We start from the raw sequence: 15,608 nt of genomic DNA, 5'->3' as shown, positions 1-15,608 counted from the left end.
AGTTTATTATTGCTTTTAGGTTATGGGTTGTAGGGTTAGCTGCCCTGCAGACATTGTTTGTAATTGCTGCTGGAAAAGCTTAATTTTTTCATCTGGTATTGCAAGTGTAAGAACCACGGTTTCATTGTAGTCTTGCTGGATAATTTCACCACCAATTTGTTCAATAAAATAGAGTACATCATTCACTTGGGTATATTGACACGCTAGTGTTTTACGTACCATAGGAATTTTCAATTTTGTTGGTAAAATAGCCAGTGCTTGCTTAACGCTACCACCATAAGCTCTTTGTAACCCTCCTGGTCCTAACTTAGTTCCACCAAAATATCGCACAACAACAGCACAAACTTCACCAATATTACTGCCCATAAGCATTGCTAGCATAGGTTTACCTGCAGTACCTGATGGCTCACCGTCATCTGAAAATCCATATAACTGACTATCTTCGGGACGACCAGCAACAAAGGCATAACAATGGTGATTAGCTTGTGGGTGCATGGTTTGTAAGCTTTTAATAAAAGCTTTTGCTTCTGCACTACTTGCACAAGGCTGAAGGTAACAAATAAAGCGACTACGGGTAACTATTGTTTCATCAATAATTGCTTGAGCCGCTATTTGATAGGGTTTAGACACGTATATAGTCTTAGTTTAAGTCAAAATCTCGTGTCATATTTTCATTATGCGATTGGTGCACAATAATATTATCTTCTATTCTGATACCACCGAATGGACGCATAGCATCAACTTCTTGCCAATTTATCATTTTTCCGTGGGGTGAGGCTTTTAAATCAGCAAGCAATGAATCAATAAAATACAATCCGGGTTCAACCGTAAATACTTGATTACTTTCTATTACGCGAGATGTACGTAAAAATGCATGAGGCTCTGGGGTATTAACATGTGTACCACGCTCGTCTGCCATAAATCCACCTACATCATGTACTTGTAACCCTAAATGATGCCCTAAACCATGCGGGAAAAAGGTCGAAATAATGCCAGTTTCTACGGCAGTATCTACATCAACATTAATATAGTTAAACTCTTTTAACACCTTACCAATTTCACGATAAGTGGCAATATGCAGATCTACATAACTCAGGCCTGGCTTTAAAGCATCTACGGCGCTTAACATTAAGCTGTCCATACGGGCAACTAGCTCAGCAAAGCGGTCACGTTTAAAAGAATACGTGCGAGTAATATCTGAAGCATAACCATGAAAATTAGCACCGGCATCAAGTAAAAAAGAACGGTGTGCTTGTGGTACGCCACGATCTAATGCGGTGTAATGCAAAATTGAAGTGTTTTCATTTAACGCCACGATATTACCGTAAGGTGTTTCACTTTCTACATGTTGTGTTGCTTTTAAATAAGCATGTTGAATATCGTATTCAGAGGCGCCATCAAAAAATGCTGCTTTTGCTGCTTTATGTCCTTTAACCGCAATCGCACTTGAACGACGCATACACTCTTGCTCGTATGAGGTTTTATAAGCGCGATGATAGTGCAAGTAGTTAATTAGCGGCTCTGGATTAATATGTTCAAATCCCAACGCTTTTGCCACTTCAATGTGAGCACCAATATAAGCAAATGATTTTTTATCGTAAGGTAATAACTTATCAACTTCACTCGCTTTAGCTAGAATTTTTATATCGAAAAATTCATTCCAATAGTTATCCGCTAAGCCAATAACTTTATGCCAAAAATCAACAGGTTGGTAATATATCAAGGTAGGTTTTTCTGAACCGTTAACGATCAACCAACAGTTAGCAACGTCAACCAAAGGTAACCAAGCTTTAAAGTGCGGGTTCACTCGAAATGGGTAACTGTTGTCGTCTAAGAATGCCTTAATTTCTTGACCAGAATGAATGACTAAACCTTCAAGATTTTCTCTTGTTAATACGGCTTTAGTTCGTTTTTGCAACTCAGCAACATGAGCTGGATAATGACTTGCTAGTTTATTCATCTGGTAACTCTCTAAATTTCTTTGATATTAATTATACCGTGTTTAGCACAAGATTATAATGCTTAGCTAAAATGCTATTCGTTGATATTCATTGCGATAATCAGGTCGAATAAAGACCCTTTTTGCCCGACTTTATGTTGATATATTTGCTGATAAGCTAGCACACTTTTAACGTATTCTCGGGTTTCTTTAAACGGTATTGTTTCTATCCAAACGTCTGCTGGTAATGGCTCTGCATCTTTTAGCCAACTTTTAACTCGATAAGGACCTGCATTATATGCAGCGGTCGCAAGCACCTGATTACCGTCATGTTTGTCGAGTAAATTTCGTAAATATTTCGTGCCTAATTTAATATTATTTTTTGCTTTAAATAAATACTGATTTGAAACCTTTCTTTTTGCCAATTGTTTCGCTGTACCCGGCATAATTTGCATTAAGCCCTTAGCGCCTGCTGGAGAATTAGCATCAGACATAAACGAACTTTCGCGTCTTGTTATAGCAAACGCCCAAGCGGGATTAATCTTTTGATTATCAGCATAATGTTTAATTTCAGTTTCAAAACCTAGTGGAAAACGTAAATTAACATCATTAAGGTAGCCTACTTTGGCTAAGGTAAATATTGCACGATCATACCATTGCATTTCATTAGCCACTTTTGAAGCAACTAGCTTGTCACGCTGATTCAGTTTAGACAGCCAATAGTTCCACTCTAAGCGAGCATGATGAAAACGTCCTATCGCAAACAACTCAAAAGCTCGTTTAGCTTCAGGGCTTTTAATCACAAACGCTTTTTCTTCTGCACTAACAACAAGTGGCATATTTTGAAAATTAGACGCTTTATTTAAGTAACTAGCAGCTAAAAAACCATAGTAATGTCGACTTTGTGCAAGTTCGCTTAAGAGCTTAGTTCCTTGCACTAAATCATCAGTAGCTAATAAACTTCTACTGTACCAATAACGCCACTGTAAACTCTGCTGCGCTGTTGTTGGTAATTTTAATAGTTTATCTTTTATATGTTGCCAATTTTGGTCGCGCAACGCGTCAGTTATATACCACTGGGTTAAATTACTACTAAATAACTTTTCATCTACCTGCACTAGCCAACTAGCAGCATCAGCATGATTTTTACTGGCAAGCGCTAACGCAAACTTCACGGTAATTTGTTGCTCTTGTTCTTTAGTAAATGGCAATAAAGTTTTTGCTAATGCATAAGTATCAAGCGCTTTTTCAGGCGATCGCCATATTAATCGCTTGAGACCATAAGCCACTATTTCAGCTTCACGTGCTGATTTATTACTGAATCTAGACAATTTACCAATATAAGCAGGATCTCGTCGAACTTTATGCCATACCTTAGCTAAAGCTTGTTCTTTTTCCGGTAATAGCTTTGTTAGATAAGGAATAAGGCTATGTTTACCACCATCGGCCGCTAACACAATGCGTTGCCATATCAGGTCATTAGTACGATATCCCGCTAGTTGCCATTTTTTGAATATGGGATCACAAACTTTGGGTTGTGACTTACCCACCAACCAAAGAGCGCTTACTTTAGGTAAAACTCTAGTTGGCGCAACACCCGTTTGTAATTCAAAACTATAATGTTGGCAGGTTAATTCGACATTACTGGTGGGTTTAAAAAATGTTTGAAAAAGTACTGGCTGCTTACGCTTAGCTAAATAGGTTAACCATTTCTTTCTTAAAGGCCAATCTAGCGGAGTTCCTTCGTATTTTGTTAAGAATTCGCTGATCTCTGTCGCTGACGACAGCTTCATTTTGGTCATTAACCTTTTCTGATCTAAATAAGGTTGTAGCGGATAATAATGCAATTGCTTATATAGGTTTTGATATGTGGCTGAACTAGCGTTCCAAACTTGATTTTCAGCTTCAAGAAAAATATTTCTTTGCTGATTATCATCATTTGCAAATGAAAAGGTGCTGGCTAATAAGCCACTTAATATAATGGTTTTGATAAACCGGAAACTACCTAACGGCATTTGATGACCCTGGAAAAATAACGATAGATCAATTATTCACTCCTTACATCACAAAGCAAGTCTATTCAGCACAATTAATAGCTTATTTAGCGATAATTGGGCTTGATATAATTAAGGACAGACTAAAACAACTTGATATTAAAATATTATAAATAAATTTATAGTTGCGTCATTTTAAATAGGCTTTAAAATTGCCGCTAAATACTTTTTTATAATCAGGTTCAGCAAAGCATGACCGATAGCCCTTTTTCTAACACCGACCAACAATTAGATGCGATTGGGCTTCGCTGCCCTGAACCCGTAATGATGCTGCGCCTGACAATTCGTAAAATGGCAAACGGTGAGACACTATTGGTCAGTGCAGATGACCCCTCTACTGCTCGTGACATTCCCAGTTTTTGTCGATTTATGGAGCATGAACTTATTGAACAACAAATTAAAGAAATGCCTTTTCAATACGTTATAAAGAAAGGCTTGGGATAGTAAGTCTCAATATCTGCTAAGTATTAATTATCGAATGGTCATAAGAATAGTTGCGTCCATGAACTACAAGTAACAGACAATAGCTTAACCGCACAATATCGACACTTATAAATCGTTAAATTTCATATCCGTAATATCAGCTTTGAGTAAAAGTCATGACTAATTTAAATTTGAACATATCTCTAGGTCTAGACTGCTTTGCAACCATGTTTCGTGAAATTTATCAGGCCGCTTCTCCGCCAAAACGATCGTTCAGGGTAGAAGATATAATGACTGTAATTGCCAAGAAACCGATGTTCTAAGTTATTGAAAATAGGTCAAAAATTGGATTGCTTTAGTACTAAAAGCCGACGAAGGAAAATAGTACCGAAAGGTTCCCTTAGAGAGCTAAGGGGGATTCACCTATAACCTCTTCCCAACACCTCATTCTTTTTCATGTTATTGATATTCTTCAGTGACAAGTTTACCTAGATCTTAATTAATGCTTTAATATAAATATACAAAAGTGCTCTGATTTTAAGCTAAGTAAATATTGAAAACCATCAGGAAAAGGAAAGCTGTATGATAGAAAGAGGGGTATCGGAGAAAGTATTGCTATTTCTGAATTTGCTTGGCTCTATATGCATATTCCCGTTTGCAATATTACGTTGGCACTACGGTGACATTACTTTAGCGATTGTTGACGGCATAATATCAATAACATTATTAGTTTTTTTTTCGTACATATTTATAACCCGAAAAACAGCTGTTGTAAAAATTTTAAATGCCATTTTTTTAGCTATTGCACTCCTTACAAGTATAGCAATGAAAGGACAATCACAAATTCTTTGGGTAGCCCCTGCCATTATCGCAATCCACTATTTAGTGCCCGTAAAACTGGCAAAAATCATCAACATAATACTGTTGTCTATAATGCTAATCATTGTTTACCCACATACAAACTTGATTGAGTTCATAACAATCTTATCCACCACTATTTTAACAGCATCTCTATCCTTCGTAATGTTTCGTGCATACACTAATAAACAACGCGAACTAGCTTTACTTGCGACCATAGATCCATTAACAGCTTCAGGTAATAGACGATTATTAGGAACAAAGCTATCGGAGGTAATTGCTAACCAGAGCCGTGAACAATATTCAATTTGCTTACTATTACTGGACTTAGATGGCTTTAAAGAAATAAATGATGAATATGGGCACGCTATTGGAGACCAAATTATAATATCTGTATGTAAGTTAGTAAAAGAGCATACACGAGTGTTGGATTCACTTTACAGATACGGTGGTGATGAGTTTATTATTGCCCCCTTGAGTATGAACTTAAAAACCGCTAAAAAACTTGCTGAAAAAATACGTCATGTTGTTGAGAATCATAAGTTTATTCACGATATCAAATTAACCCTATCTATAGGTGTTTCTGAGTATAATATTGGTGATACACCTGAATCATGGATTAGTCGTGCAGATATATCTTTATACAAAGCCAAGAATAATGGTAGAAACAAAGTTTATTAAGCACAGGTAAATAAGATTGACGTCAGTCTATTTATATCAGCTAAGTTGCCAGAACGTTCGAAGCTCATCAAAGAAAACACACTATTTCTTTGCAACGTATAATAAATAACTGCAATTGAAAAATAAATGATGCTGTGAATCATTTAGTAAAAGCTGCAGCTACAGAATTGAAGAATGGCATTAGAATTACTGCACTTAGCCCTACAGTAGAGATTTAATCTCTACCTATATACCCAGACTATTTCCCTTGTTTTAAATCAGCATCTAGATAAAAAGTTGCTAATGCATATTTTAAAAGTGTTATGGATGTACAGACGGGTTAAATATTGGAAGTTTTTAGCACCTTAATTTTTCTTAATATAAAATGATAGATCAAAAAGGGAATGCCATAGCATTCCCTTCTTAGTTTTATCTCACTTAATTTCTACTGCAATAATGAAATATCTGCGATAGCAAAGAAACTATTACGAATTTCGTTTAGTAACGTCAGTCGATTAGTTTTAACTTGTTCATCGTCAGCCATTACCATGACATTATCAAAAAAGTTATCAATTGGAAGCTTCAATGCTGATAACTCAGTTAATGCGCCTTGATAATCTTTTGTAGCCATTAATGGTGCTATTTTAGTTTTTACCGCTGAAAATGCAGTCGCTAATTCTGTTTCTGCAGTTTCTAATGCTAAACCTTGATTAAACGCCTCAAACAGTTTGCCTTTAAATTTAACTAGAATATTACCGACACGTTTATTAGCCGCTGCTAATGTCGCTGCTTCTGCTAAAGTTTTAAAGTGTGTTACGGCGTGAATACGCTTATTAAAGTCTAGTGGCGCCGATGGTGCATTCGCTAACACGGCTTGTATAACATCAACACTAATATTTTGATCTTGATAATAAGCACGGTAACGTCCAAAAACAAAATCAAGTACTTGTTTAGTTACGTCTTGATTCGTTAGCTTGTCTTGATAAAGCTCAACACTTTTAGCCACTAAATCAGCAATATCTAAATTAAGGTCTTTCTCGATGATAATACGTAGTAAACCAATGGCCGCACGACGTAGAGCAAATGGGTCTTTGTCGCCCTTTGGAGCTTGATTAATACCAAATATACCGACTAAGGTATCAACCTTATCAGCAATCGCTACCGCACAACCTATGTTCTGTTCTGGCAGTGTATCACCAGCAAAACGTGGACGGTATTGATCTTCAAGTGCCTGTGCAACAGCTTCTGGTTCACCATCATGTTGCGCATAATATTTACCCATGGTGCCTTGTACTTGTGGAAACTCAAGAACCATATCTGACATTAAATCAGTTTTACTGAGTAAACCGGCACGATGGGCCATAGCGGCATCGTCACCAATTACATTGGCAACAAACTCACTTAAGCTAGCAATGCGTTCAGACTTCGCTTTTACAGTTCCCAGCTGTTTTTGGAACAATACAGACTCTAAACTCTCCAATCTTGATTCAAGTGATTGTTTTTTATCTGTTTTAAAGAAAAACTCGGCATCAGCTAAACGTGGGCGGATTACCTTCTCATTTCCCTTAATAACTTGGCTTGGGTCTTTACTGTCTATGTTTGACACAAAAATGAATTTATTCAACAAGTTACCTTCAGCATCTGTCACTGGAAAGTATTTTTGATGATCTTTCATCGAATAAATTAATGGCTCTGCTGGTACATTCAAAAACTCTTCATCGAAGCTACCAGTTAACACTACTGGCCATTCAACTAATGAAGTTACTTCTTCTAGTAAATCATCGTCAGGTAAAACGATGCCACCAATTTCTGTTGCTGCTACATTAATTTGTTGTTGGATAGTTTCTTTACGTGCTTGGTAGTCAACAACAACATGTGCTGCTTTTAGTGCGCTTTCATAATCATCTGCATGACTTAATGCTACAACTCCGTGATGATGAAAACGATGACCCGTCACTAAGTTGTTAGAGCTAATATTTAGCGATTCACCTGGAATAATACTTGCGCCATACATTAGGGTTAAGGTATGAACTGGGCGAATAAATTGTGTTCTACCTGAGCCCCAACGCATAGGTTTAGGTACAGGTAACTTAGCAATGGCGTTATTAACCATGGCAGGAATTAACTGCTCTACGTGCTTGCCTTGCTCTATAGTTTTGTAAAGTAACCACTCTCCTTTATCAGTAACTAAACGTTCGGCTTCTGCAACAGTAATACCATTTGAACGCGCCCAACCTTCTGCAGCTTTACTCGCATTGCCTTCAGCGTCAAATGCTACGTTTACCGCAGGTCCACGTTTTTCTATGGCTTTATCAGCTTGGTTTGCTATTAAGTTATCAACCTTTACCGCTAAACGTCTTGGTGTTGCATACCAGTGGATATCTGAATACGTGAGTTTAGCATCGTCTAACTGCAACTTAATATGATCGAAGAATGTCGTTGCTAAGGTTCTTAATGATTTCGGTGGTAATTCTTCAGTACCTAGTTCAATCAGTAGTGTTTCTGTAGTCATTATGATTGTTCCTTAGTAGAGCTACCATTTGCTGAATTATTTTTACACAGTGGAAAACCGAGTTCTTCACGTTTTGCATAGTATGCTTGTGCACAAGCTTTTGATAATGTTCTCACCCGTAATATGTAACGTTGACGTTCTGTTACCGATATTGCGTGTCGTGCATCAAGTAAGTTAAAAGCATGTGATGCTTTCATTACTTGTTCATAAGCAGGTAATGCTAAGCCAGCTTCTATCAGTTTTTGGCTGTCTTTTTCACATTGATCAAAGGTTTTAAATAATGCGTCAACGTCTGCATGTTCAAAGTTATAAGTTGATTGCTCAACTTCATTTTGGTGAAATACATCGCCATACAATACTTTACCCATTGGGCCATCGGTCCAAACAAGGTCATATATACTATCAACGTTTTGTATGTACATAGCTAAGCGTTCTAAACCGTAGGTTATTTCACCTGTAACGGGTGCACATTCAATACCACCGACTTGTTGAAAATAAGTAAACTGCGTAACTTCCATGCCGTTTAACCAAATTTCCCAACCTAAGCCCCATGCGCCTAACGTTGGTGACTCCCAGTTGTCTTCAACAAAGCGTATATCGTGTACAAGTGGATCAATACCCATCTCTTTTAAAGAGTTAAGGTACAGTTCTTGAATATTGTCAGGAGAAGGCTTCAGCATTACTTGAAATTGATAATAATGTTGTAAGCGGTTTGGGTTTTCACCATAGCGACCATCAGTAGGACGACGACATGGTTGCACATAAGCACTACTCATTGGCTCAGGACCAATAGAACGTAAAAATGTCATCGGGTGAAATGTACCTGCCCCTACTTCTAAATCTAATGGCTGAACGATTACACAGCCTTGGCGCGACCAATAATCTTGCAACTGCAGTATTAGTCCTTGAAAGGTCTTTATATTAAAGGTACTCATAACATTCCGAATCTATGGTTATATTGTATTAAATAAGGCTAATTATAACGTTTGTCGCTTTATTAGCCTAGTGCCCTTGCCTAGATGTTTGATATTTTATTAACATATTTTGCAAGGTTATAAACAAAAAATGCCCGATCTGGTGATCGGGCATTTATATCTTAAAAGTTTTTAAACACTAAACATCTAAGTTAGCTACTTTAAGTGCATTTTCTTCAATGAAGTGCCTACGCGGTTCAACATGATCACCCATTAATGTAGTAAACAATTGGTCAGCTGCAATAGCGTCTTCAATAGTTACCTGAAGCATTCTGCGAGATTCTGGATCCATGGTTGTTTCCCATAATTGACTTGGGTTCATTTCACCTAGACCTTTATAACGCTGTATGTATTGACCACGTTTTGACTCAGCCATTAACCAGGTTAACGCTTCATCAAATTCAGTAATCTGCTTAATTTTTTCGCCACGTTTAACGTAAGCACCTTCTTCCATTAAGCCGTTCACTGCTTTATTTAAACTTTGAATTGATGCAAACTCTTTTGAGTCAAAAAATTCATAGTCACAATCATATACCGTATCAATACCATGCTTACGCACATTAAAGCTTGGGTAGTAAACATTACGCTCTGGATCTTGCTTAACTTCAACAGTATAAATAGAGCCATTACCGTCTTGGTCAGATAACTGTTTAAGTAAGTTCGCTGTCCAAGATTCAACTTTTTCTTTATTGTTAAAATCTTCAGTAGAAATAACGTCGCTGTAGATCATTTTCTCTAGAATATCAGCAGGAATCAAACGAGAAACACGCTTTATAGTTTCATGAGTTTTTCGGAATTGTTTTACTAAATTCTCTAAAGGTAAACCTGATAACGCCGGGGCAGATTCATTTACATGTATTTCTGCATTCTCTAAAGCAAGCGTTGTTAAATATTCAGTTAAACCATTCTCATCTTTTATATAACGCTCTTGCTTACCTTTTTTCACTTTATAAAGTGGTGGTTGAGCAATGTATATATATCCACGTTCCATAATTTCTGGCATTTGACGATAGAAAAATGTCAGTAGTAATGTACGTATGTGAGAACCATCCACATCGGCATCGGTCATGATGATGATACTGTGGTAGCGTAGTTTCTCAGGGTTATATTCGTCGCGGCCGATACCACAACCTAAGGCTGTAATTAACGTACCTACTTCTTGTGAAGATATCATTTTATCAAAACGCGCTTTTTCTACGTTTAGAATTTTACCTTTTAATGGCAAGATAGCTTGGTTTTTACGGTTTCTTCCCTGCTTGGCTGAACCGCCAGCAGAGTCCCCTTCCACTATATATAGTTCAGATAGTGCCGGATCTTTTTCCTGACAATCTGCTAACTTACCAGGTAAGCCTGCAATATCTAACACACCTTTTCTGCGTGTCATTTCTCGTGCTTTACGAGCGGCTTCACGTGCACGTGCAGCATCAACAATTTTCATAATAATAGTACGAGCAACAGCAGGTTTTTCTAATAGGTATTCACCTAATTTTTCGCCCATTGCTTGTTCTACGGCAGTTTTAACTTCCGATGAAACTAATTTATCTTTAGTTTGCGAAGAGAACTTAGGATCAGGTACTTTAACTGAAATTACTGCGGTTAATCCTTCACGAGCGTCATCACCAGATGCACTTGTTTCAGTACTACCACCTTTCTTAGTTTTATTTAGACCTTCTTTAACCATGTAGCTATTAAGCGTACGTGTTAATGCTGTTCTAAAACCACTTAAATGTGTACCACCATCGCGTTGTGGAATATTGTTAGTAAAACAATGAATACTTTCTTGGAAACCATCATTCCATTGCATTGCAACTTCAACAATAATTCCATCTTCACGTTCTAAATCAAAATAGAATATTTCTTCATTAACGGGTGTTTTGTTAGTATTTAAATAATCAACAAACGCTTGTATACCACCATCAAAGTGGAAATGATCTTCTTTACCGGCTTCACGTTCATCAATAAGTCTGATTGATACACCAGAGTTTAAGAATGATAATTCACGGATTCTTTTCACTAGTAAGTCATAATGAAATAGAACATCGGTGAATGTATCTTCACTTGGCCAGAATCGAACTTCTGTACCCGTTTTATCACTTTCGCCAACAACCTTTAAAGACTCGGCTGGAACACCATGATGATAAAACTGTTCGAATAACTTACCATCTCTTCGAATGTTAAGTTTTAATTTGTGGCTCAAAGCATTTACTACAGAAATACCAACACCGTGCAAACCACCTGAAACTTTATAGCCTGAGTCTTCACCACCAAACTTACCACCAGCATGCAATACTGTCATGATAACTTCTGCTGCTGAAATACCTTCTTCAGGATGAATTTCTGTCGGAATACCACGACCGTCATCTCTAACAGATACAGAACCATCTAAGTGAATTTTAACAATAATATCACTACAGTGACCTGCAAGTGCTTCATCAATTGAGTTATCCAACACCTCAAATACCATATGATGAAGACCTGTGCCATCATCGGTATCACCTATATACATCCCTGGTCTTTTGCGAACTGCATCTAAGCCTTTAAGTACTTTTATACTTGCCGAGTCATATTCATTTTCTATTGTCATAGCTTGTAGCCTACTCACTCATTACTGATAGTTTGCCATGTTTCACGTGAAACATTTTATAGTTTTCTTTCTGTGGAACAAGTTGTTCCACCGCTGCTTTATCAATTGCGGTTACAATAACCTGACATTCTATTGCTGCTATTGCATTATTTAATAATGCTCTAGAATGAATATCTAGCTCTGCACCTACGTCATCAATTAATAAAATTGGTTTTACTAGGTTAACTCTTTCAATCAACTTTGCTTGTGCAAAAGTTAACGCTAGTAAAAACAACTTCTGTTGTCCCCGTGATAATTGATTATCTATTGAAGCACCATTAAGTAAAAACCTAACATCAAATTTTTGTGCACCAAATAAACTATATCCGTTTGCTAATTCTTTATCGTGATATTGCTGTAATACATCTAGTAAATTCTTCTTACTATTCCAGCCTTGTAAATATTGAATAACAATTTCTTTAGATACTGAAGGTAACATTATTTCAAGCCAAAAACTTAACTCTTTAGTCAACTCTTTAACATATTCAGATCTAAGGTCAGCAATAACTTGCGAGCTATCAGCAAAAACATCTGTCCAATAATTTAACGTACTGCCCGTAGTTTTAGAACGTAAACAAGCATTACGTTGTTTTAGAATGCGTGAAAACTCTTTCCAGTGATCTGAAAATGAATGTTTCACGTGAAACAATCCTAAATCAATAAATCTTCTTCTTTGCTTTGGCCCACCAAAAAATATTTTAAAGCTCTCTGGCGTTATAACCTGTACAGCAATATTTTTTGCTAAAACAGAAAATTTATTCTGTTTTTCACCATTTATTCTTATTTCAGTGTTCGTTGCAGTGGCGCCATTAAAAATTTTTCTAACGCCCATTTGGCAATCTTTATTAGTTTTAGCGCTTACAGTAAAGCTGTGCTTATGATGCTGTAATAAATTAACCACATTAGAACTACGAAAAGATTTGCCATGTCCTAAATAGAAAATAGCCTCTAATAAACTACTTTTACCGCTACCGTTATCACCAATAATAAAATTTAAATCTGAATGTAATTCAATCGATATATTTTCTATATTTCTGAGATCTTGAACAATTAGTTTACCAATACTCATTCTTACAAACGCATTGGCATAACAACGTACAAGGCTTCTCCAGATTCGCCACCTTCAATCACTACACTACTATTTGCGTCTGCAAGTGTGAATTTAACATCCGTTTCTTTAATGGCATTTAAAACGTCTAATACATAACTGACGTTAAAACCAATTTCAACTTCTTCGTATGGAAAATCTATTTCGATAACTTCTTCGGCTTGTTCTTGTTCAGGGTTGTTAGCCGTAATTTTTAATTCCGTGCGACCAAAGTTAAGACGTACACCTTTGAATTTTTCATTTGATAAAATAGAAGCACGAGATAAAACTTGTCTTAACACATCTTTGTTAGCATTAAGAATTTTATCACCATTACGGGGAAGTACACGTCTATAATCTGGGAAACGACCATCAACAAGTTTACTGGTAAATGAAAATTCAGTATCTATTATTCTAATATGATTAGAGCCTAAGAATACTTGAATACCTTCATCAACAGGATCAAGTAAACGTATAATCTCTAAAATACCTTTTCTAGGCACTATCACTTGGCGAGCAGGTAATTCAAGTTCAGGGTTGGAAATTTTGCATATAGCCAAACGATGACCATCAGTAGCTACAGAGCGTATTTCATGGCCTTCAGTTTCAATCGACATGCCATTCAAATAGTAACGAACATCTTGGTTAGCCATTGAAAAATGGGTACTTTCTATCAAACGAAGTAATTCAGATTTCAATAATGTAAATTCTACATCACCCTTCCATTCTTCAATATTAGGAAAGTCACTAGCAGGTAAAGTTGACAATGAATATTTACTGCGACCTGTACTGATTTTTATAACGTCATTATCAGTTTCAAAAGTCAGCATAGAGTCATCAGGTAAGCTTTTACAAATATCGAGTAACTTACGTGCAGGAATAGTTACCTGACCATCATCTGATTGATTATCGACAGTGGCATACGCAACCATCTCTAACTCTAAATCAGTAGCTGTTAAAGTAAGTGATTGCCCACTTACGTCAAAAAGTATATTACTTAAAATGGGTAATGTACTCTTTCGTTCTACAGCACCTGAAACCAATAGTAATGGCTTCAAGAGTAATTCTCTATTTAATGAAAATTTCATTTCTGACTCACTATTAACTTACTTATTATTATGATGACAATGTTCTTGTTAAATTTGAATAATCTTCTTTTATATCGTGAGATTCTTCACGTAAAGATTTCACCTTACGACATGCATGTAGCACTGTAGTATGGTCTCGCCCACCAAAAGCATCACCTATTTCAGGTAAACTATGGTTAGTTAACTCTTTAGATAATGCCATGGCTATTTGACGAGGTCTAGCAACTGAACGATTTCTACGTTTTGACAGTAGATCTGCTACTTTAATTTTATAATATTCTGCAACGGTTCGCTGAATATTATCAATAGTGACTAATTTATCTTGCAAGGCAAGTAAATCTCGTAAAGCCTCTCTAACAAAATCAATCGTAATTGCTCGACCAGTAAAGTTAGCATTTGCAATAACTCTATTCAAGGCGCCCTCTAATTCTCTAACATTAGACCGTAGGCGTTTAGCAATAAAGAAAGCAACCTCGTCAGCAAGATTTATATGACTCTCTTGTGCTTTACGTTTTAAAATAGCGACACGAGTTTCTAATTCTGGAGGTTCAATAGCGATGGTAAGTCCCCAGCCAAATCGAGATTTTAGTCTGTCTTCAACGTCAACTTCTTTAGGATAACGATCGCTGGTTAAAATTATTTGTTGATTACCTTCAAGTAAAGCATTGAAAGTATGGAAGAACTCTTCTTGAGTTCGATCTTTACCAGCAAAAAATTGAATATCATCTATTAATAAAGCATCAACTGAACGGTAATATTGCTTAAATTTTTCCATGGCATTATTTTGCAGTGCGCGCACCATGTCTTGAACAAAACGTTCTGAATGCATGTAAGCAATTTTAGCATTAGGTTTATTTAATAATATGCCATTACCAACAGCATGTAATAAATGTGTTTTACCTAAACCTGTGCCGCCATAAATAAATAGCGGGTTGTATGCAGCACCAGGATTGTCAGCAACTTGTGAAGCGGCGGCTCGTGCTAATTGGTTTGATTTACCTTCTACGAAGTTGTCAAAAGTATACTTAACCCTAACATTTGTCGTTTTAGGCAAATTACTTTCTGGAACAGCAGTATCTCTATTAGCAGGCTGAATATTAGGTTGAATTTGGTTGATACTATTTTGAATGTTAGGTGTTTGTGATGGAATACTACCTACGTCAAAACGAAGTAAAGGTGGATTTGCGCTATCTTGCATCCCTACGAGCTCATTGATGCGATTAACGTATTTATCTCTTACCCAATCTAGTACAAACCTATTTGGCGCATATAACGTCATTATATTGTCTGTAACCACGCACTGTAGTGGTCGAATCCACATACTAAATTGTTGTGCGGGTAATTCTTCTTGAAGAACAGACAAACATTTTTGCCAAAGTGTAAGATCCAA

11 protein-coding genes are annotated in these 15,608 nt (G+C 36.7%); 2 read left to right on the top strand and 9 right to left on the bottom strand.

All coding sequences use genetic code 11. The features are described 5' to 3' along the window. Positions 1-15: 15 nt before the first annotated feature. From DBO93_RS00055 to DBO93_RS00045, 3 genes are all read right to left on the bottom strand, one after another. Complete coding sequence (locus DBO93_RS00055; protein WP_108454509.1) at positions 16-630, bottom strand: YigZ family protein; 615 nt, start codon at positions 628-630, stop codon at positions 16-18. A gap of 10 nt (positions 631-640) precedes the next feature. Beyond that, positions 641-1,960 (bottom strand): Xaa-Pro dipeptidase, encoded by a 1,320-nt coding sequence (gene pepQ / locus DBO93_RS00050; protein ID WP_108454508.1) that lies wholly within the window; start codon positions 1,958-1,960, stop codon positions 641-643. A gap of 74 nt (positions 1,961-2,034) precedes the next feature. Next, a complete protein-coding gene (locus tag DBO93_RS00045) occupies positions 2,035-3,954 on the bottom strand; it encodes a transglycosylase SLT domain-containing protein (protein WP_108454507.1) in 1,920 nt (639 codons plus the stop codon). Between the two features lie 231 nt (positions 3,955-4,185). Between DBO93_RS00045 and tusA the strand changes: the two genes are divergently transcribed. Both tusA and DBO93_RS00035 read left to right on the top strand, forming a co-directional pair. Continuing rightward, the gene (gene tusA / locus DBO93_RS00040; protein WP_108454506.1) at positions 4,186-4,437 is read left to right on the top strand and encodes a sulfurtransferase TusA; all 252 of its coding nucleotides are present in this window, start codon (positions 4,186-4,188) and stop codon (positions 4,435-4,437) included. A 561-nt stretch (positions 4,438-4,998) separates the two neighbouring features. Then, positions 4,999-5,955 carry a GGDEF domain-containing protein gene (locus tag DBO93_RS00035; protein ID WP_108454505.1) on the top strand — a complete coding sequence of 319 codons (957 nt, stop codon included), beginning with the start codon at positions 4,999-5,001 and terminating at the stop codon, positions 5,953-5,955. Positions 5,956-6,379: 424 nt separating this feature from the next. Here DBO93_RS00035 and glyS read toward each other — a convergent pair whose 3' ends face one another. From glyS to dnaA, 6 genes are all read right to left on the bottom strand, one after another. Further along, positions 6,380-8,446: a glycine--tRNA ligase subunit beta gene (glyS, locus tag DBO93_RS00030; RefSeq protein ID WP_108454504.1), complete on the bottom strand. Its 2,067-nt coding sequence runs from the start codon at positions 8,444-8,446 to the stop codon at positions 6,380-6,382. Then, on the bottom strand, positions 8,446-9,381 hold the full coding sequence (glyQ, locus tag DBO93_RS00025) for a glycine--tRNA ligase subunit alpha (protein WP_108454503.1): 936 nt from the start codon (positions 9,379-9,381) through the stop codon (positions 8,446-8,448). The genes glyS and glyQ overlap by 1 nt, the downstream gene beginning before the upstream one ends. A 178-nt stretch (positions 9,382-9,559) precedes the next feature. After that, complete coding sequence (gene gyrB / locus DBO93_RS00020) at positions 9,560-12,004, bottom strand: DNA topoisomerase (ATP-hydrolyzing) subunit B (protein WP_108454502.1); 2,445 nt, start codon at positions 12,002-12,004, stop codon at positions 9,560-9,562. A 10-nt stretch (positions 12,005-12,014) separates the two neighbouring features. Continuing rightward, the gene (recF, locus tag DBO93_RS00015; RefSeq protein WP_108454501.1) at positions 12,015-13,112 is read right to left on the bottom strand and encodes a DNA replication/repair protein RecF; all 1,098 of its coding nucleotides are present in this window, start codon (positions 13,110-13,112) and stop codon (positions 12,015-12,017) included. A gap of 2 nt (positions 13,113-13,114) precedes the next feature. After that, positions 13,115-14,218 carry a DNA polymerase III subunit beta gene (dnaN, locus tag DBO93_RS00010; protein ID WP_108454500.1) on the bottom strand — a complete coding sequence of 368 codons (1,104 nt, stop codon included), beginning with the start codon at positions 14,216-14,218 and terminating at the stop codon, positions 13,115-13,117. Between the two features lie 28 nt (positions 14,219-14,246). Continuing rightward, positions 14,247-15,608, bottom strand: a complete 1,362-nt coding sequence (dnaA, locus tag DBO93_RS00005) for a chromosomal replication initiator protein DnaA (RefSeq protein ID WP_108454499.1) — start codon at positions 15,606-15,608, stop codon at positions 14,247-14,249.

It is taken from the genome of Colwellia sp. Arc7-D (assembly GCF_003061515.1).
Lineage (GTDB): Bacteria > Pseudomonadota > Gammaproteobacteria > Enterobacterales > Alteromonadaceae > Cognaticolwellia.
The sequence above is the reverse complement of the archived record's forward strand: the minus strand, read 5'-3'. Positions and strand labels throughout refer to the sequence as shown.